Raw genomic sequence first — 18,189 nt, forward strand, 5'->3', positions numbered from 1 at the left:
CAAACGAGGGCGAAAGCATGTCGCGCGCCGCCTGCTTCTACGACAGGCAGGCGGGCGCCGATAGGGCCAAATCCGGGGGCCTCGCGCTGACAATCAGGCACCTGCCCCGTTGGCGGCGGCGAGCGTCTCCTGGCGCCGGCGGTGGGCCTCGATCGCCGCAGCCTCGGCCTGGCCCTCGCCGCTGTGGCCACCGACCTGCACGGTGGGGGAGGCGAACTGGATGCCGTTCTGCTTGAAGTCGAGCTTGATGCGATTCATGATCTCGCGGCGGATCATGAACTGCTCGCCCGGCTTGGTGGTGAAGCCGACACGCACGACGATGGCATATTCGCCGAAATCGGAAACACCCTTCATCTTCAGCGGTTCGAGCAGGATATCCTTGTATTCCGGCTTTTCGGCGATCTCCGCGCCGATGCGCTTGATGACCTTGCGCAGCTTTTCGAGATCCGTGTCGTAGGTGACGGAGAGGTTGAACTTGATGACCGACCAGTCACGGCTCATGTTCTGCACCGCGCCGAGCTCGCCGAAGGGGACGGTGGTGAGCGGACCGCGGTGGTGGCGCAGCTTGACCGAGCGCAGCGAGAAGCTCTCGACGACACCCTTGTACTTTCCGGTCTCGATATATTCGCCGATGCGGAAGGCGTCGTCCCAGAGATAGAAGATGCCCGAGATCAGGTCCTTGACGATGGTCTGGGCGCCAAAGCCGATGGCGACGCCCGCAACGCCTGCGCCGGCGATCAGCGGGCCGATATCGACGCCGAGGCTGGTCAGCACCATCATCACGGCGACGGCGGCGAGCGTAACGGCGAGGATGTTGCGCAGGATCGGCAGCAGCGTGCGGATGCGGGCGTTGCGGCCGCGCTCCTCGTCGGAAACGCGGCGGTCGAGCGGGCCATCGGCCATGCGCGCGGCGATCTCCGCCTTGAGGAACTGCCAGGCGATATCGGCGACCAGCAGCACGGCGATCGCCTGGGTGATGGCATGGGCGACGCGGCTGACCAGCGTTTCCCCGGCGCCCATCATGCCGGCGGCATCGACACCGGCGGCGGCGGCCACCAGCCAGGCACACAGGATGATGACGACGCCGCGCGCACCGCGTTCGCCGATGACGAAGTACATGCCCGTCGGGCGATCCACCTCATCGCCGCCATGCAGGCGCGCGACGATCGCCGTCGTCAGACGCAGGAGCGGGGGCAATACGAACGCCACGATGCCGGCCCAGAACAGAAGATGCAGCCCGGCCGTCCAGACGACAAGCAGCAGGATGACTGCCACCGTCGCCAGCCAGGACCAGATCTTGCGGGTGGTGTCCGTCTGGTCGGCCCGGCGCGGGCGCGACCAGACCGCCTCGATGGCGATGGTGAAGAGACCGAGGTCGAAGGCGAACATGACGAGCAGCATCGAGCCCTGGGAGAAGCCGAACACCCGCATCGATTCCAGCACGACCCAGCCGACGGCGAAGAAGCGCAGCGCGCGCTGCAGCCGCGTGAACCAGTAGTGCGCCTGCTCCGGCGTGATGCGACGTACAGGAGGGGACTCCTCGGCCGACGCAACGACAGCGTCGGCATCCGGCATGGTTTCGGTGGCGGCCGGCATGGCGAAAGCGGCCGCACCGTCGCCTTCCGGCAGCGTGACCGCCGGCGTTTCGGCAATGAGGGCCGCGTCACCCGGCACGGCCGGTATCTCGCCCTCGGCCGGCGCCGTTTCGACGACAGGCGCCGGACGGCGGGCTGGTTGTTCGAGCAGCCAGACGACATAGGCGCCGATGAGGCTGCCGAAGCGGGCAAGGATGGCGGCAATGGCGAGGATGAGCGCGGTGCGCTGGAGGAGCGGCGGCCAGGCGACCATGGCGAGCGGCAGCAGCGCGCCGACGGCGAAGCTGATGGCCTGCCCACCGACATGCAGCCCCATCGGCACCACGCCCACCGGATCGGGCCGCGGCCCCGCCTCCGCGCGGCGCCAGTGCCGGCCGGACAGGTGGTTGAACAGCCGCTCGAAGCCGATGGCGAGCAGGGGCACGAGCATCAGCAGCGTGAGGAGACGCAGGGCGCCGATCTGGGTGACTTCGGCGCGCAGCCGCGACAGGGCGGTGCTGGCGCCGCCGCCAAGCTCCATGCTGCCCCGCATGATGGTGTCGATGCGGCGCTGGACCACGTCGAGCCTGTCGGCGACATAGCCTGACTGCATCATCGACCCCATGCCGCCGGCCGGCGCTTCGTCCGCCTTGGTCTCGTCCTTGCGGGTCGTTTCCAGCCAAGCGGCAACATCGGGATCGGCAAGCAGGCGCGATATCTCGCGCAGCTTGTCCTGCGGCGCCGTGTCGGCATCTTGCGCCAGCGCAGGCTGGGCAAGGCCGGCGAGAAGGAGGATCATCGCCCCGAAGAGCATCCTGCAGGGCAAGAGATCGCGGATTGCAGTCACCATAGATGTCATGATCTCCCCTTGATGGACGGCGCCACTGCCTGGAGCCGCCGGCACCCTTCGGGTGTCCAAAGGAATATTAGTACATGCCGCGCAGAACGGCCATCGCCGGTTTCAATTCTCGGCCACACTTTTGCCACCGAAAGGCAGGCTGCAAAACCGCTGCACATCGCCGCGGAAAATGGTCTAGCTTGGGCCCGTCCTCCCGCTCGGAGGGCAACGGAAAATCCAGAGGGACGGGTAGATTTCAAAATGGCAGACAGACTGAAGAACAAGACCGCGATCATTTCAGGCGGCGCGACGGGCATGGGCGGCGCCTCCTCGAAACTCTTTGCCGCCGAAGGGGCGCGCGTGGCGATCATCGACCGCAATGCGGAGGCGGCGGAGGCTACGGTCGCGGCCATTCGCGCCGCAGGCGGCGAAGCCGCCTTCTGGACGGCGGATGTTTCCGACGAGGACGCCGTCAACGCGGCGGTCAGGGGTGTCGAGGCGACCTATGGTCCGGCCAATGTTCTCTTCAACCATGCCGGCACGATCGTCATCAAGCCGTTCCTCGAAACGACGCTGGCGGAGTGGGAGTGGCTGCATGCGGTCAATGTCCGCTCGATGTTCCTGATGACCCGCGCCGTCCTTCCCGGCATGATCTCGACAGGCGAGGGCGCCATCGTCTGCACCTCCTCGATCTCGGCCGTCGCAGCAACACCGATGGAGGTGCTGTACGACACGACCAAGGGAGCGGTGCACCAGTTCGCACGGGCGATCGCCGTGGAGTTCCGCGACCGCAACATCCGGTGCAACGCCGTCTGCCCGGGCTTCATCCGCACGCCGCACGGCCTGCGCGAGATCGAGGACCTGCAGGCGCTGGGCGTCGATGTTTCCGATGCGGCCCTTGCCGCGCAGCAGGGGCGCATCGGCGAGCCGGAGGACGTCGCGCGCGCCGCGCTCTACCTCGCCAGCGACGAGTCCCGCTTCATCACGGGCACTCATCTCTTCGTGGACAACGGCTTTACTGCCGTCTGAAGGATAAGGTCGGCGAAGGGGCGGGACCTGCTCCCGCTCTTTGGTCGATCCTAAAACCGGTACCGTGCCTATGGCTTGCCGGAATAGAGGTCCGCATAGGTCTGGCGCAGCACGTTCTTCTGCACCTTGCCCATCGTGTTGCGGGGCAGGTCGTCGACGAAGAGCACGCGCTTGGGCTGCTTGTAGCGCGCCAGCCGGTCCTTCAGCCCGTCGAGCACCGCCTGTTCGTCGATGGTCGCGCCCTTCTGGCGTACCACGACGGCCGTCACGCCCTCGCCGAAATCGGGGTGGGGCACGCCGATGACCGCGCTTTCGACGACGCCGGGCATGCCGTCGATCTCGGTTTCCACTTCCTTGGGATAGATGTTGTAGCCGCCGGAAATGACGAGGTCCTTGCCGCGCCCGACGATGTGCACATAACCCCGCGCATCGATCAGGCCGAGATCGCCGGTGATGAAGAACCCGTCCGTGCGGAACTCTGCCGCGGTCTTCTCCGGCATGCGCCAGTAGCCCTTGAAGACGTTCGGTCCCTTCACCTCGATCATGCCGGTCTCGCCATCCGGCAGCGGTGTGCCGGTTTCCGGCTCGGTGACGCGCAGCGAAACGCCCGGCAGCGGGAAGCCCACGGTGCCGGCAATGCGCTCGCCGTCATAGGGGTTGGAGGTGTTCATGTTGGTCTCGGTCATGCCGTAGCGCTCGAGGATGGCGTGGCCGGTCTTTTCCGAAAAACTGCGATGCGTCTCGGCAAGAAGGGGCGCCGAGCCGGACACGAAGAGCCGCATGCCGGCCGTCGCCGCCGGCGTCAGGCCGGCATGCTGCACGAGGCGGACATAGAAGGTCGGCACGCCCATCATCACGGTGGCGTCCGCCATCAGGCGCAGCGCCTCGTCGGCATCGAACTTCGGCAGGAGATACATCGACGCGCCTGACAGCAGCGTGACGTTCGAGGCGACGAACAGGCCGTGCGTGTGAAAGATCGGCAGGGCATGGATCAGCCGGTCGGCGCTGGTGAAGCGCCAGTGGTCGCGAAGGGCGAGCGCGTTGGACAGGAGATTGTTATGCGTCAGCATCGCGCCCTTGGAGCGGCCGGTCGTGCCCGACGTATAGAGGATCGCCGCAAGGTCATCCGCACCGCGCCCGATATCGGCGAATTCGGGTGTCTCCGTGCGGGCAAGCTCCAGCAGCGAGCCGCCGCCCTTGTCATCCAGCGTTTCGACGGCCGCGCCGTACTTGCCGGCGACGGGGCTCACGCCGTCGCGGGCGCCCGGCGAGACGACGACCAGTCTCGGCTCGGCATCGCCGATGAAATAGTCGAGTTCCGCCAATGTGTAGGCGGTGTTGAGCGGCAGGTAGACGGCACCGGCCCTGACGCAGGCGAGATAGAGCATCAGCGCCTCGGCGCTCTTTTCCACCTGCACGGCGACCCGATCCCCCGGCCGGACGCCGCGCGTGGCAAGAGCACCCGCCAGCTGCCCCGAAAGGGCAATCATGTCGCCATAGGTCCATCGACGCCCGTCGCCGGTCTCGATGAAGGCCGCCTCCGGCCGTGCCTCCGCCCGGATTGCGTCGAAGAGGTGGTTGCTCATGGGCTCGTTTCCCTCGTAGTGCCGATACTGTCCCGCGCTGCCCGCGCCGGGGTTCCCCTCACCCTGCAGGCCGCGCGGGTACACTAGCCTTGTGGAGCTCCGCGCGACAACTCGAATTCCCTGCAGGCCGGTTCAGGGCGAAGGCGCCTTCAGCGGCCCGAGGGCGCTCAGATGCTTGCGCATCGCCTCGGCGGCCTTGCCGTTCCTTCCGTCCAGCACCAGTTCGAGGATGTGCACATGTTCGGCACAGCGCTGGCGGGCCTGTTCGCGGTCCACCCGCTGCTGGTATTCGATGAGCCGGCGCAGCCGGTCGACACGCCTCAGGCTTTCGATGAAGAAGGCGTTGCGGCTGCATTCGGCGATCGCCTCGTGCATCTCGCTGTTCGTCTCGAACAGGCGAACCGCCGAGATTTCCAGGATCTCCCCCGCCACGAAGCGCCGCTGCTGTTCGAGATGCCGCTCCAGCACCGGGCGATTGAGCACAAAACCCGGCTCCAGCAATGCGGCCGGCTCGATCGCCTGACGAAAGCTGTAGCTCTGCCGGTAGGTTTCCATCGAGGTCAACACCGGCAGGAAACGCCAGCCGTGCCCCGGCAGCCGCTCCGCCCAGCCCTCCTCCGACATGCGCCGGAGCAGGGCCTGCAGGCGCGGGCGCGTGATGCCGTAGCGGCGCAGGAGCTCGTTTTCACTCGCCCGGTCGGGAATTTCGCCGGCCAGCCGGTCGCGCGCGATGGCGAGATAGACCTCCTCTCCGCCGTCGGGCGCCGGCTCGCTGGCGGCAAGGGCCCTTGCGGCGGAGGGATCGGCCACCTTGAAGCCGCCGCGCTCGGCCGCAGCCAAAACGCCGGCCTGCTGCAGTTCGCGCAATGCGGTGCGGATCGGCGAGCGCGAGACCAGGAAGCGCTCCGCAAGGCTGCGCTCGGTCAGCGGCTCGCCCGGCGCCAACCGTTCGGCATGCACGAGCCGGGCGATCTCACGGGCGAGGGGGCTGGATATCTGGGTCATGGATGCTCCTGGATGGCCCGGTCTTGTCGCACGTTCCACAGCCTTCGCCAAGCGCTGGTCCTTTGCGCTTGCATAGTACCATGATTCAGACTATTGGACTTTTGTCATTTCGAAATACCATGAGAAGGCGGCCGGCGGAAACGGCGCGGCCAGATTGATTGATTGCCTACGGATTGTCGTATATACGCGCTTAATACCATCCAGGGGTCGATCATGAACGAACTTCATCGCTCGCTGGCGGACAAGATCGTCCGCCATATCAGGACATCGGCCATGGAACGGGGACAGCACCTGACAGAAGCCAGCTTCCAGTCCCTGTTCGGCACGTCGCGCCAGCCGATCCGCTCGGCGCTCGGCATTCTGGCGGACCAGGGCATTGTCGAGCAGGTGCCCAACAAGGGCTTCTATCTGCGCGATCCCGACCGCATCGCCGCCGACCCGCTGCCCGCCGCCAACGATACGTCGGACGAGGCGACCTATCTGCGCATTGCCGATGACCGCCTGTCGCGCCGCCTGCCGGACCGGGTGAGCGAGACCGACCTGATGCGGCGCTACGGCGTGTCGCGGCTGGGGCTGCGACGCATCCTGACGCGCATCTCCGGCGAGGGCTGGATCGAGCGCAACGAGGGCCGGGGCTGGACCTTCGCGGTGCTGATCGATTCCGTCGAGGCCTACCGGGAATGTTACGACCTGCGTCAGGTGATCGAGGTGCACGGCATCCGCTCACCCGAGTTCCGCGCCGATCCCGTCATCCTCGCGGACCTGCGCCGCCGGCAGGAGATCGTCGCCGACGGCGGCTGGCAGCGGCTGAGCCAGATGGAGCTGTTCGAGGCGAATTCGTCGTTTCACGAAGGCCTCGCCGCGCTCTCCGGCAATCGTTTCCTGATCAACACGGTGCAGAAGCTCAACCAGCTTCGCCGCCTGATCGAATACCGCCAGACGCTGAACGCCGAGCAGGTGCGTGGCCAGAATGCCGAGCATCTTGCGATCCTCGATGCGCTTGATGTCGGCGACACCGCGAAGGCGGCGGACCTGATGCACAACCACCTCGGCAAGGCCAAGCTGCGCAAGGCCCGCGCCGAAATGTTTTCCGGTGGCCCCGCTGGCGGGCCGGACAAGGGAGATGACACATGACACGCGTACTTATACCCGCAGGCGCGCTGGGTCTGGGTTATGACCGCGCGGCGCTGGAGCGCGGCGTCGCCAACCAGCCCGACATCATCGCCATCGACGGCGGCTCGACGGACAGCGGCCCGTCCTATCTCGGGCGCGGCGTCTCGAAATATTCGCGCGCCTCGACCAAGGTGGAATGGCGCGAGTTGATGCAGGCGCGGGCGAAGGCCGGCGTTCCGCTCGTCATCGGCACCGCCGGCACCTGCGGCGCGGATGATGCGGTGGACTGGCTTTTCGACATCACCCGCGAGATCGCCCTGGAGGAGGGCATGCAGGTCAAGGTCGCCACGCTGAAATCCGGCCAGCCGAAGGAGCGGGTGAAGGCCGCGCTCGGCGACGGCCGTCTGCACGCGCTGCCGGCCGCACCCGATGTCAACGAGGCCATCGTCGACGACTGCACCAACATCGTCGCCCTCGCCGGCGTCGAACAGGTCGCGGCGGCGCTCGCCACCGGGGCGGATATCGTTATTGCCGGGCGCACCACGGACACCGCCATCATCGCGGCGCTGCCGGTCGTTCGCGGCGACCATGCCGGCGCCGCATGGCACGGCGCCAAGGTCGGCGAATGCGGGGCGCTCGCCACCACGCAGCCCAATTCCGGCGTGATCCAGATCGACTTCGACGCCTCCGGCTTCACCATCGAGCCGATGGCGGCAGACGCCGCCGCGACGCCCTATACCGTCTCCGCCCATATGCTCTACGAGAATTCCGATCCGTTCATCCTGCACGAGCCGGGCGGCCATCTCGACGTCACGCGGTCCGAATACGAGGCGCTCGACGGGCGCCGGGTGCGTGTCGAGGGCTCGAAATGGGTGCCGGGGCGCTACACGGTCAAGCTGGAGGGCGCCCGCATCGTCGGCTACCAGACCGTCGGCCTCGCCGTGGTGCGCGAGCGCCGTTATGTCCAGCATGTGCGCGAATGGGCGGCGGATATCGAGGCCAAGGTGCGTGACAAGATCGTCGCCCGCATGGGTCTCGCCCCCGATGCCTTCAGCGTCGAGATCCGGCTGATCGGCATGGATGCGACGCTCGGCGCGCTGGAGAACCGTCACGACATTCCCGTCGAGGTCGGCATTCTCGGCATTCTCACCTGCCCGACCGCCGAACAGGCGGCCGAGGCCGGCAAAATCCTCAACCCCTATCTCCTGCATCATCCCCTGACCGAGGACGAGCCGATGCCGACCTTCGCCTTTCCCTTCTCGCCCGCCGAAATGCAGCGCGGCGCGCTCTACGAGTTCTGCCTCAACCATGTGATGGAGCTGGACGACCCGCTCGCCGCCTTCGTGCTCGAAACCCATGAGGTGGGACATGCCTGAACTGGGAAGCCTCGTCAGCAAGGTACGCTCCAAGAATGCCGGGCCGTTCTGGTTGACGATCGACGTCTTCTGCGACGATCCGGCGACCTATGCCCGGGTGCGTGACGGGCTGAAGGATGCCACCGTGGCGCGGCTCTTCGGCGTCGAGCAGCAGTTGCTCAAGCGTTTCGACATTCCCGCGCTCAACGTCGTGAAATTCTCCGTGCCGCGCCCCGTCGTCCAGGGCACGCGCGCCGACCGCGACATGCACGGTGCCGGCTGGGCCTGCCTCCTGGAGGAACTGCAGATCGACTGACCGGTCCCGAACGCACCTTCCCGATCCCGTCCCTCGCCATCGGCGGGGGACACGCCGGCCACCGCGACGCCTTCTCCCCGTCCCCCGGCAAAACAATGTTGACAAGCGGCCAGATTGTCGTAAGTGTATTAATACGACAACGGCAAGGAGGCCGATGTCTGTGTTGCCGGCTCGGCAGCACCAGGGCTTTCAGCCCGGACTTATTGGGAGGAAATTATGATCAAAGCAGTTTTTGCCGCCGCAGTGGCGTTTTCGCTTTCGGCCGCAGCGCCGGCCTTTGCCGATCCGGCGGTGGTGATGGCGCCGGGCGGTGCCGGTGGCGGGTATGACGCCATGGCGCGCCTGCCGTTCGACGCGATGTCGAAGGAAGGCATCTTCGCCGACGGCGCGACCTTCACCAACAAGGGCGGTGCCGGCGGCACGATCGGTCTTGCCGAGTTCGTCGGCGCGAACCGCGGCAACGACAATGCCGTCATGTCGATGGGCGTCATCATGGTCGGGGGCATCCTGCTCAACTCCTCGCCCGTCACGCTCGACGACGTGACGCCGCTGGTGCGCCTCACCAACGATACGGGTGTCGTCGCCGTCGCGACCGATTCCCCGATCAAGACGGTGGACGATCTCGTCAAGGCGATGAAGGAAAACCTCGGCGCCGTGTCGATCGGCGGCGGCTCAGCCGGCGGCGTCGACCACATCGTGATGGCGCTGATCGCAAAGGAAAGCGGCCTGGAGCCGGCCAAGCTGAACTACATCCCCTATGACAGCGGTGCGGAAGCCGTGACCGCGCTCGGCGGCGGTGCCGTGACGGTCGCCGTCTCGGGCGTCTCGGAGTTCAAGCCGATGGCCGATGCCGGCCGCATCCGCATCATCGCGGTCACCTCCGAAGGCCGCGTCAACGGCATCGATGCGCCGAGCCTGAAGGAAGCCGGCCTCAACGTGGTCGTCGGCAACTGGCGCGGCATCGTCGGTGCGCCCGACATGTCTGCGGACGGCCGCAAGATGTGGCTCGACCGCTTTGCCAAGATGCATGAAAGCGCTGCCTGGAAGGACATTCTCGCCAAGCAGGGCTGGGAAGACGCCTACCTCGCCGGAGACGATTTCGTCGCGTTTCTCAACGACGAAAAGACCCGCATCGGCGCCATCCTGAAGGAAGCCGGCCTCGTCAAGTAAGCCGCGGCGCTTTTCGAAAGGATGTCTGACATGACGGAACGCCCCTATTGGCTTGCGGCGGGAACGGTCGGCTGGGGAGCCATCGTTTTCTGGAAGGCCGCGGAACTGCCCCAGTTCGACCAGTACGCCCATGTCGGCCCGGGCTTCATGCCCTCGGCCATCGGGATCGGCCTGGTCCTCATGGGCCTGCTGCTGACACTGCAGATCTACCGGGGCGTTCCGTTCGAGGAACAGGACGCCGAGGACGTCAGTGAGGACCACGCGGTCAACTACACCGCGCTCTGCCTTGCCGCGGCGGCCTGCGCCCTGCCGATGCTGACGATGAAGCCGCTCGGCTTCGTCATAACCTGCACCGGCTGTTTCGTGCTGGTGGCCGCGGCCTTCAAGTCGCGCCGCTGGCATCTCGACCTGGTGCTCGGCCTCGGCTTCTCGCTGTTGTGCTGGTGGCTCTTCCGCAAGCTGGGTGTCCAGCTTGGCGGTCTTCTTCCGATGATGGGGGTGTAGGATGGACGCGATCACCGGCTTGATGAACGGTTTTTCCGTCGCCCTTCAGCCACAGAACCTGATGTGGGCCTTCGTCGGCACCTTCATGGGCACCGCCATCGGTGTCCTGCCCGGCATCGGCCCGGCGCTGACCATCGCGCTGCTGTTGCCCGTCACCGTCTATATCGAACCGACCGCGGCCTTCATCATGTTCGCCGGCATCTTCTACGGCGCCATGTATGGCGGCTCCACCACCTCGATCCTGCTCAACACGCCCGGCGAGAGCGGCGCGATGATGACCGCGCTCGAGGGCAACAAGATGGCCCGCCAGGGTCGCGGCGCGGCGGCGCTCTGCACGGCCGCGATCGGCTCCTTCGTCGCCGGCACCATCGGCACGCTGGGCATCACCTTCCTGGCGCCGCCCATCGCCGAGCTCGCCTTCATCTTCAAGCCGCAGGACTATTTCGCCCTGATGCTGCTCGCGTTCCTCTCCGTCTCGGTCGTGATGGGAACGTCCAAGGTGCGCGGCTTCATCGCGCTCCTGCTCGGCCTGTCGCTCGGCGTCGTCGGCATCGACAAGCAGACCGGCCTGCAGAGGCTGACCTTCGGCGTGCCCGACCTCATGGACGGCGTCGAGATGACGGTCGTGCTCGTCTCGCTCTTCGCCATCGGCGAGACGCTCTATGTCGCCAGCCGCTTCGGCCTGCAGAAGCCCAACCTCAATCCGCTCGCCGGCGGCATCTGGATGACGAAGGACGACTGGAAGCGCTCGTGGAAGCCGTGGCTGCGCGGCACTTTCTTCGGCTTTCCCATCGGCGCGCTGCCGGCCGGCGGCGCAGAAATCCCGACCTTCCTCTCGTATACGGTCGAGCGCAAGCTGACCAAGCATCCGGAAGAGTTCGGCAACGGCGCCATCGAGGGCGTGGCGGGTCCGGAGGCTGCGAACAACGCCGCCGCTGCGGGCGTGCTGGTGCCGCTCCTGACGCTCGGGCTGCCGACGTCGGCCACCGCGGCGATCCTGCTCGCCGCCTTCCAGAACTACGGGCTGCAGCCGGGGCCGATGCTGTTCATCAACTCCGCCGATCTCGTCTGGGGCCTCATCGCTTCGCTCTATGTCGGCAACCTGATGCTGCTGATCCTCAACCTGCCGCTGGCGGGGCTCTGGGTACGGCTGCTCTTCATCCCGCGTCCCTATCTCTATGCCGGCATCCTCATCTTCTCGCTGGTCGGCATCTGGGGCGTATCCAACTCCTGGGTGGACCTTGCCATGATGTTCGGCGTCGGCCTGCTCGGCTACACGATGCGTGTCTATGACTTCCCGATCGCGCCGGTGCTGATCGGTCTCATTCTGGGGCCGATGGCGGAGGTGCAGATGCGCCGGGCGCTCGCCGTGGGGCAGGGGGATCCGATGGTCTTCGTCTCCACCCCGCTCTCGGCCGTGCTCGTCGCCATCTCCGCCCTGATCCTCATCGTGCCGGCAATGCTGCACTGGCGGCGCACCCGCAAGATCGACATGCCCGACAAAACCGCCGGCGCCTGACGCCGCCCACCACCGATGCCAATGCCCGACCGGCCGCACCCCTGCGGCCGGATGGGAAAACGCAACCCTCAGGGAGCCCACCATGGCTGAAACGCTTTACTTCCGAGCCGAAGACCTGACCCGCTACGCCACCGAGATGTTCCTCTCCGTCGGCATGAGCAAGGCCGATGCGGCGCTGATCGGGGGCGACCTCGTCAAGGCGAACCTGCGCGGCGTCGACAGCCATGGCGTCAGCCGCATCCCGATGTATCTGGAGCGGCTGAAGCGCGGCCTCGTCAATCCACGCCCCGAGGTGAAGGTGACGAAGGTGGCCGGCGCCGTCGCCGCGGTCGACGGCGACAACGGCATGGGCTTCGTCGCCTCCAACATCGCCATGAACGCCGCCTGCGACATTGCCGGCGAGATGGGCATCGGCCTTGCCGGCGTGAACCGCTCAACGCATTTCGGCATGGGAGCGTGTTATGCGCTGCGCGCCATCGAGCGCGGCTTCATCTCGATGATCTTCACCAATTCCTCGCCCGCCATTCCGATGTGGGGCGGGCGCACCACCTTCCTCGGCGCAAGCCCCATCGCCGCCGGCATTCCGGGCGGCAAGCACCCGCCCTATGTCATGGATATGGCGATGACGGTCATCGCGCGCGGAAAGATCCGGCTCGCGGCCATGAAGGGCGACCCCATCGCCGAGGGCCTGGCGCTCGATGTCGACGGCAACCCCACCACGGACGCCGCCAAGGCCTTCGAGGGCGTCTGCCTGCCCTTCGGCGGCGTCAAGGGTTCGGTGCTGGCGACGCTGATGGACCTGATGTCCGGTGTCCTCACCGGCGCGAATTTCGGCGGCGACGTGAAGAGCCTCTATTTCGACCATTCCGAGCCGCAGAATGTCGGCCACCTGTTCTTCGCCATCAAGCCGGACCTCTTCCTGTCGCTCGATGATTTTGGCGCGCGCATGGACGAGTTCTACGAGCGCATCAAGGTGCTGCCGCGCGCGGCCGGCGTCGACGAGATCATGATGCCGGGCGAGCCCGAGCAGCGCCGCGAGGACGAACGCCGCCGCACCGGCATCCCCGTCACCGGCAATGTCGTCGCGGATCTCATCGCCGAGGGTGAAGGCCCCGGCGTCGCCTTCCCGGAAGGCAGCGCGGCCCCTTTCGAGGCAGCCTGATGAACCGCCTCTCCGCCCACATCGGCTACCTCTATGGCGACCTGCCGCTTGCCGAACGGCCGGCGGCGGCGGCACGCGACGGCTTCACCGCCGTCGAGCATCCCGAGCCCTTTGCCGTGCCGGCGAAGGAGATGCGCGCCCGCCTTGCCGATCTCGACCTCACCTTCTCACAGGTCACGTCGGGCATGGGCGATGCAGCCGCGGGCGAAAAGGGCCTTGCCGCCCTTGCCGGCCGCGAGGCTGCGTTCCGCGCCGGCTTCGACCGGGCGCTTGCCTATGCGCTGGAGATCGGCTGCCCCTTCGTCCATCCCATGGCGGGGGTGCCGAAGGGCGGCGTTCTGGACGCGGCTGAGACCTACCGGCTGAACCTCTCCTGGGCGCTGAACCAGGTGGAAGGCAGTAGCGTGCGGGTGCTCGTCGAGGCGATCACCATTCCCGGCTACCATATGGGCAGCCTTGCCCTTGCGGCAGAGTTGCAGGACCAGTTCCACGGCCGTTTCGCCCTGCTGTTCGACACCTACCATGCCACCGTTCTCGGTGAGGACCCGCGCCTCTGGATCGCGCAGAATGCCGACCGCATCGGCCATGTCCATATCGCCGACCACCCCGGCCGCCACGAGCCGGGAACCGGCACGCTCGCCTTCGAGCCCATGCTCGCCGCCCTCACGGCAGCCGGTTACGCCGGTGCCATCGGCTTCGAATACATCCCCTCCGCCGCGACATCCGCCAGCACGTCCTTCCTTCCCGGCTGGAAGCGGCTCCTTTCCGAAAAGGTTTCCCCATGACCGCGATCACCTCCGTCAATCCCGCCACCGGAAAGCCCATCCGCAGCTTCGACCTGCAGGACGATGCCGCCGTGGACGCTGCGCTGGAGGCAGCAGCCCGCGCACAGCGCGCCTGGCGGCGCGTCCCGGTCGGCGAGCGCGTGGCGCTGCTCACCCGCATGGCCGCGGCGCTGCGCGCCGGCAAGGCGCGGTACGCCGAGATGATCGTGCGCGAAATGGGCAAGCCCATCGCCGAGGCCGAGGCCGAGATCGAGAAATGCGCCTACAACTGCGATTTCTACGCCGAGCATGCGCCGGTCTATCTCGCCGACGAGCCCGTTGCCTCCAATGCCAGCGAGAGCGTCGTCGCCTTCGAACCGCTCGGCGTGGTGCTGGCGATCATGCCGTGGAACTATCCGTTCTGGCAGTATTTCCGCTTCGTCGCCCCGGCGCTTGCCGCCGGCAACGGCGCGATCCTCAAGCACGCCAACAACGTGCCGGAATGCGCGCTTGCCGTTCAGGAGGTGATGGACGCCGCCGGCACCCCGGCCGGGCTGACGGCGACACTGCTCATAGACACGTCCAAGGTCGCCGGCCTCATTGCCGACCCGCGCATCGCCGCCGTGACGCTGACGGGCTCGACCGAAGTCGGCGCCATCGTCGCTTCGCAGGCCGGCAAGGCGCTGAAGAAGCAGGTGCTGGAACTCGGCGGCTCCGATCCGTTCATCGTGCTCGCCGATGCCGATCTGGAGGCCGCCGCCGAGACCGCCGTCAAGGCGCGTTACATCAATGTCGGCCAGTCCTGCGTCAACGCCAAGCGCTTCATCGTGGAGGAGGCCGTCGCTGATCGCTTCACCGCGCTCTTCGTCGAAAAGGCCGCCGCGTTGAAGATCGGCGATCCGATGGAGCGCGACACGAAAATCGGCCCGATGGCGCGCGAAAACCTGCGCACCGGTCTGCACGATCAAGTCAAGCGCTCGCTTGCCGAGGGGGCCGTGCTGAAACTCGGCGGCGAGCCGCTCGAAGGCGATGGCTTCTACTATCCACCGACCGTGCTCGACCACGTCAGGCCGGGCATGACGGCCTTCCGCGAGGAAACGTTTGGCCCGGTCGCCGCCATCATCCGCGCGAAGGACGCGGACGAGGCCGTCGCCATGGCCAATGACAGCGAATACGGCCTCGGCGCTGCACTCTGGACGGGCGATGCTGCCCGCGGACGAGCACTCGCCGCCCGCATCGATGCCGGCGCCGTCTTCATCAACGGCATGACCGCCTCCGACCCGCGCTACCCCTTCGGCGGCATCAAGCGCTCCGGCTACGGGCGTGAACTCGGCGTCTATGGCATCCGCGAATTCGTCAACATCAAGACCGTCTGGATCGGTCCTTCCAAGTGAGGTCCCCAATGTCCGAACCCGCTATCCTGCGCCCGCACGAGCTGAAGACCAACGACCGCGGCGGCGGCGCGCGCACCACGCCGCTCGTCACCCGTCGCTGCGGCTCCACCAGCATGATCAACGGCATCACAGCCTTCGATCCCGGCGCCGCCATCGGCCTGCATTTCCACAATTGCGAGGAAAGCGTCATGGTGATCGAGGGCGAGGCGATCGCCGAGATCGATGGCGTGCAGCACCATCTTTCCACCAACGACACGACCTGGATCCCCGCCAACGTGCCGCACCGCTTCATCAACGCCTCCGACAAGCCGATGCGCATCTTCTGGACCTACGCCACGGTCAATGCCACCCGCACCATGGTCGCGTCCGGCGAGAGCCGGTCGATCGATGCCGAACACGGCCATGCAGCGAAATGAAGGAGAACCCCATGTCCCCCGTCGTTGAGGTGGCGGAGATCAGGGTCACCGATCCCGCCGGCTTCGAGGCCGCCGTTGCGGCGGCGCGGCCCTTTTTTCTCGCTGCCGAAGGTTGTCTCGATCTCGCCTTGCACCGCGTCGTCGAGACGCCGGAGACCTACCGGCTGCTCGTGACATGGCGCAGCATCGAGGACCATATGGTCACGTTCCGCGCTTCCGACGGTTTCCAGAGATGGCGGGCACTCGCTTCGCCCTATTTCGCAGCGCCGCCGGTCGTCACCCATTCGGCGGCCGTGGCTCTCTGACGGGCGGGGCATGGCGCACACCCTCCTTTTCCGGCGCGGGATGACCGTGCTGATCGCGGCAGCTGGCGTTGCGGTCTTCCTCGCCCTGCATCTGCCCCTGCCGTTCCTGTTCGGGCCGATGGCCGCCTCGCTGGTGGCGGCGCTGTTCGGCGCGCCGCTGGCAGGGCTGGGGCCGGTGTCGGTCGCCGCGCGCTCGGTGCTCGGCATTGCCATCGGAACCTCCGTCACCCCGGCGCTGATCGCCGAACTGCCCTCGATGGTCGCGTCCCTGGCACTCGTGCCGGCCTATATCGTCGTGATCGGGCTGATCGGCGTTCCCTTCTTCCGGCGCGTCTGCGGCTTCGATCCGGTAACGGCCTTCTATGCCGCCATGCCCGGCGGGGCGGCGGATATGACGATCTTCGGACAGGAGGCCGGGGCGAATGTCCGGCAATTGTCGCTGGTCCATGTCACGCGGCTGATGGTCATCATGGTCGTCGCGCCCATCATCCTCGTCAACATCTACGGCGTCGGCCTCACGCATCCGGTCGGCCCGCCGGCCTCCGACCTGCCGGTTCCGGAAATGCTGATCATGGCGGTCGCCGCTCTCGTCGGCTGGAAGGGTGGCGAGCGGATCGGCCTTTTCGGCGCGGCGATCCTCGGGCCGCTCCTCGTCTCCGCCGTCCTGTCGCTCGCCGGCATCCTGCATCTGCGTCCGCCGCGCGAGGCGCTTCTGGCCGCACAATTCCTCATCGGCATGGGCATCGGCGTCAGCTATGTCGGCGTGACGCTGCGCGAACTGCGCAACACCGTCACCGGCGGGGCTGCCTTCGTGCTGATCCTCGCCGCGCTCGCCGGCGCGGTGACGGAACTCGTGACGCTGACCGGCCTTGCCCCGCCCGTCGAAGGCTTCCTTGCCTTCATTCCCGGCGGGCAGGCGGAAATGTCGATGCTGGCGCTGGTCTCCGGCGCGGACCTGAGCTTCGTCGTCGTGCACCACCTCACGCGCATCCTGGTGGTCATCCTCGGCGCGCCGATCCTGTTCCGCCTCATGCGCCGGGCTCAGCCGCCCGGCTGAGGCGACCGCAGCCGTGCCAGCGCCGCAACGATCGCCCGCCCGGCGACCTCCACGTCCTCGGCGGAAATGTCGATATGGGTGACCATGCGGACGCGGCTCTCGCCCTCGACATTGACGCGGATCCCCGCACCGAACAGTGCCTCGGCCAAGGTGCGCGCGGGAACGCCTGTCCCCGAAAGGTCGAGAAACAGGATGTTGGTGACATCGCCCTCGGGCTGCAGGCCAAGGCCGGGCACGCCGCCGAGCAACGTGGCAAGCCGGCGGGCATTGGCGTGATCCTCCGCCATGCGCGCGACATTGTGATCGAGCGCATAGAGCCCCGCGGCGGCGAGAATGCCGGATTGCCGCATGGCGCCACCGAGCCGGTGCTTCCAGATCAGCGCCTCTTCGATGAAGCCTTCCGGCCCCGCCAGAACCGCACCGACCGGGCATCCCAACCCCTTGGAAAGATCGATCCAGACGCTGTCGCACGGCGCGGCGAAGCGGGCCGCCGGAAGGCCGGTGGCGACGGCGGCGTTGAGCAGCCGCGCACCGTCCATGTGCAGCGCGAGCCCTTTTTCCTGCGCCAGTGCCTTCAGGGCAAGGATCGTCGCCTCGGGCCAGATGCGCCCGCCGCCGCGATTGGTGGTCTGCTCGATGGCGATGACCCGGCTGCGCGGCGAACGGTGGCGCGGCACCCGCAACCGGCGTGCGACGTCCTCCACGGAAAAGAGGCCCGTCGCCGTCTCGATCGGGCGGAACTGCGCCCCGGAAAGCGCCGCTGCGCCCGCCCCTTCCGAACCGAAGACATGGGCGTTTTCCGCACAGACGATCTCGTCCCCCGCCCGGCAATGGACGAGGAAGGCGATCTGGTTCGCCATCGTTCCTGAAGGCAGGAACAGCGCCTTCTCTTGCCCCAGCAGCTCGGCCACCCGTGCCTCCAGCGCCAGCGTCGTCGGGTCCTCGCCCCGCTGCTCATCCCCCACGACCGCCGCCGCAATGGCCTGGCGCATGCCTTCGCCGGGGCGCGTGGCGGTGTCGGCAGCAAGATCGATGAGGGGGGAAGGGGGCGACATGAACGCTATCCTTGAATGCGAGGCGGC

At 67.1% G+C, this 18,189-nt stretch carries 17 protein-coding genes; 13 read left to right on the forward strand and 4 right to left on the reverse strand.

The window, feature by feature from the left end; all coding sequences use genetic code 11:
* Positions 1–93: 93 nt before the first annotated feature.
* A complete protein-coding gene (locus P9A16_RS18860) occupies positions 94–2,424 on the reverse strand; it encodes a mechanosensitive ion channel domain-containing protein (protein WP_278025902.1) in 2,331 nt (776 codons plus the stop codon).
* 249 nt (positions 2,425–2,673) lie between these two features.
* Here P9A16_RS18860 and P9A16_RS18865 point away from each other — a divergent pair, with 249 nt between their 5' ends.
* Entirely contained in the window at positions 2,674–3,441 is a 768-nt protein-coding gene (locus P9A16_RS18865) for an SDR family NAD(P)-dependent oxidoreductase (protein WP_023515593.1), read from the forward strand.
* Positions 3,442–3,509: 68 nt separating this feature from the next.
* Here P9A16_RS18865 and P9A16_RS18870 read toward each other — a convergent pair whose 3' ends face one another.
* Positions 3,510–5,027 carry a malonate--CoA ligase gene (locus P9A16_RS18870; protein ID WP_024270061.1) on the reverse strand — a complete coding sequence of 506 codons (1,518 nt, stop codon included), beginning with the start codon at positions 5,025–5,027 and terminating at the stop codon, positions 3,510–3,512.
* Positions 5,028–5,159: 132 nt separating this feature from the next.
* Entirely contained in the window at positions 5,160–6,032 is an 873-nt protein-coding gene (locus P9A16_RS18875) for a GntR family transcriptional regulator (protein WP_023515591.1), read from the reverse strand.
* Positions 6,033–6,245: 213 nt separating this feature from the next.
* Between P9A16_RS18875 and P9A16_RS18880 the strand changes: the two genes are divergently transcribed.
* The 12 genes from P9A16_RS18880 to P9A16_RS18935 all read left to right on the forward strand — a co-directional run bounded on the left by P9A16_RS18880 (position 6,246) and on the right by P9A16_RS18935 (position 17,107).
* Positions 6,246–7,166: a GntR family transcriptional regulator gene (locus tag P9A16_RS18880; protein WP_023515590.1), complete on the forward strand. Its 921-nt coding sequence runs from the start codon at positions 6,246–6,248 to the stop codon at positions 7,164–7,166.
* Positions 7,163–8,521, forward strand: a complete 1,359-nt coding sequence (locus P9A16_RS18885) for an acyclic terpene utilization AtuA family protein (RefSeq protein ID WP_023515589.1) — start codon at positions 7,163–7,165, stop codon at positions 8,519–8,521. The genes P9A16_RS18880 and P9A16_RS18885 overlap by 4 nt, the downstream gene beginning before the upstream one ends.
* Complete coding sequence (locus P9A16_RS18890) at positions 8,514–8,816, forward strand: DUF4387 family protein (protein WP_023515588.1); 303 nt, start codon at positions 8,514–8,516, stop codon at positions 8,814–8,816. Before P9A16_RS18885 ends, P9A16_RS18890 begins: the two co-directional genes overlap by 8 nt.
* 216 nt (positions 8,817–9,032) lie before the next feature.
* On the forward strand, positions 9,033–9,986 hold the full coding sequence (locus tag P9A16_RS18895; protein WP_023515587.1) for a tripartite tricarboxylate transporter substrate binding protein: 954 nt from the start codon (positions 9,033–9,035) through the stop codon (positions 9,984–9,986).
* 30 nt (positions 9,987–10,016) lie between these two features.
* The gene (locus P9A16_RS18900; RefSeq protein ID WP_023515586.1) at positions 10,017–10,490 is read left to right on the forward strand and encodes a tripartite tricarboxylate transporter TctB family protein; all 474 of its coding nucleotides are present in this window, start codon (positions 10,017–10,019) and stop codon (positions 10,488–10,490) included.
* Between the two features lies 1 nt (position 10,491).
* Positions 10,492–12,009: a tripartite tricarboxylate transporter permease gene (locus P9A16_RS18905; protein WP_023515585.1), complete on the forward strand. Its 1,518-nt coding sequence runs from the start codon at positions 10,492–10,494 to the stop codon at positions 12,007–12,009.
* Positions 12,010–12,091: 82 nt separating this feature from the next.
* Complete coding sequence (locus P9A16_RS18910) at positions 12,092–13,171, forward strand: Ldh family oxidoreductase (protein ID WP_023515584.1); 1,080 nt, start codon at positions 12,092–12,094, stop codon at positions 13,169–13,171.
* Positions 13,171–13,956 (forward strand): hydroxypyruvate isomerase family protein, encoded by a 786-nt coding sequence (locus tag P9A16_RS18915; protein WP_023515583.1) that lies wholly within the window; start codon positions 13,171–13,173, stop codon positions 13,954–13,956. Before P9A16_RS18910 ends, P9A16_RS18915 begins: the two co-directional genes overlap by 1 nt.
* The gene (locus tag P9A16_RS18920) at positions 13,953–15,329 is read left to right on the forward strand and encodes an NAD-dependent succinate-semialdehyde dehydrogenase (RefSeq protein WP_023515582.1); all 1,377 of its coding nucleotides are present in this window, start codon (positions 13,953–13,955) and stop codon (positions 15,327–15,329) included. The genes P9A16_RS18915 and P9A16_RS18920 overlap by 4 nt, the downstream gene beginning before the upstream one ends.
* An 8-nt stretch (positions 15,330–15,337) precedes the next feature.
* Positions 15,338–15,745: a cupin domain-containing protein gene (locus tag P9A16_RS18925; RefSeq protein ID WP_023515581.1), complete on the forward strand. Its 408-nt coding sequence runs from the start codon at positions 15,338–15,340 to the stop codon at positions 15,743–15,745.
* Positions 15,746–15,756: 11 nt separating this feature from the next.
* The gene (locus P9A16_RS18930; protein WP_023515580.1) at positions 15,757–16,050 is read left to right on the forward strand and encodes an antibiotic biosynthesis monooxygenase family protein; all 294 of its coding nucleotides are present in this window, start codon (positions 15,757–15,759) and stop codon (positions 16,048–16,050) included.
* Between the two features lie 10 nt (positions 16,051–16,060).
* On the forward strand, positions 16,061–17,107 hold the full coding sequence (locus P9A16_RS18935) for an AbrB family transcriptional regulator (RefSeq protein WP_023515579.1): 1,047 nt from the start codon (positions 16,061–16,063) through the stop codon (positions 17,105–17,107).
* Here the strand turns inward: P9A16_RS18935 and P9A16_RS18940 are convergent.
* Complete coding sequence (locus P9A16_RS18940) at positions 17,092–18,162, reverse strand: threonine aldolase family protein (RefSeq protein WP_023515578.1); 1,071 nt, start codon at positions 18,160–18,162, stop codon at positions 17,092–17,094. The genes P9A16_RS18935 and P9A16_RS18940 overlap by 16 nt on opposite strands.
* Positions 18,163–18,189: the final 27 nt, after the last annotated feature.

It is taken from the genome of Shinella sp. 838, assembly GCF_029623935.1.
Classification (GTDB): Bacteria; Pseudomonadota; Alphaproteobacteria; order Rhizobiales; family Rhizobiaceae; genus Shinella.

Coding starts and splice junctions, on each gene's coding strand:
- P9A16_RS18885 (WP_023515589.1), top strand. CDS start 7,163: ATGACACGCGTACTTATACCCGCAGGCGCGCTGGGTCTGGGTTATGAC.
- P9A16_RS18890 (WP_023515588.1), top strand. CDS start 8,514: ATGCCTGAACTGGGAAGCCTCGTCAGCAAGGTACGCTCCAAGAATGCC.
- P9A16_RS18895 (WP_023515587.1), top strand. CDS start 9,033: ATGATCAAAGCAGTTTTTGCCGCCGCAGTGGCGTTTTCGCTTTCGGCC.
- P9A16_RS18935 (WP_023515579.1), top strand. CDS start 16,061: ATGGCGCACACCCTCCTTTTCCGGCGCGGGATGACCGTGCTGATCGCG.
- P9A16_RS18940 (WP_023515578.1), bottom strand. CDS start 18,162: ATGTCGCCCCCTTCCCCCCTCATCGATCTTGCTGCCGACACCGCCACG.
- P9A16_RS18865 (WP_023515593.1), top strand. CDS start 2,674: ATGGCAGACAGACTGAAGAACAAGACCGCGATCATTTCAGGCGGCGCG.
- P9A16_RS18900 (WP_023515586.1), top strand. CDS start 10,017: ATGACGGAACGCCCCTATTGGCTTGCGGCGGGAACGGTCGGCTGGGGA.
- P9A16_RS18915 (WP_023515583.1), top strand. CDS start 13,171: ATGAACCGCCTCTCCGCCCACATCGGCTACCTCTATGGCGACCTGCCG.
- P9A16_RS18930 (WP_023515580.1), top strand. CDS start 15,757: ATGTCCCCCGTCGTTGAGGTGGCGGAGATCAGGGTCACCGATCCCGCC.
- P9A16_RS18920 (WP_023515582.1), top strand. CDS start 13,953: ATGACCGCGATCACCTCCGTCAATCCCGCCACCGGAAAGCCCATCCGC.
- P9A16_RS18905 (WP_023515585.1), top strand. CDS start 10,492: ATGGACGCGATCACCGGCTTGATGAACGGTTTTTCCGTCGCCCTTCAG.
- P9A16_RS18880 (WP_023515590.1), top strand. CDS start 6,246: ATGAACGAACTTCATCGCTCGCTGGCGGACAAGATCGTCCGCCATATC.
- P9A16_RS18875 (WP_023515591.1), bottom strand. CDS start 6,032: ATGACCCAGATATCCAGCCCCCTCGCCCGTGAGATCGCCCGGCTCGTG.
- P9A16_RS18860 (WP_278025902.1), bottom strand. CDS start 2,424: ATGGTGACTGCAATCCGCGATCTCTTGCCCTGCAGGATGCTCTTCGGG.
- P9A16_RS18925 (WP_023515581.1), top strand. CDS start 15,338: ATGTCCGAACCCGCTATCCTGCGCCCGCACGAGCTGAAGACCAACGAC.
- P9A16_RS18910 (WP_023515584.1), top strand. CDS start 12,092: ATGGCTGAAACGCTTTACTTCCGAGCCGAAGACCTGACCCGCTACGCC.
- P9A16_RS18870 (WP_024270061.1), bottom strand. CDS start 5,027: ATGAGCAACCACCTCTTCGACGCAATCCGGGCGGAGGCACGGCCGGAG.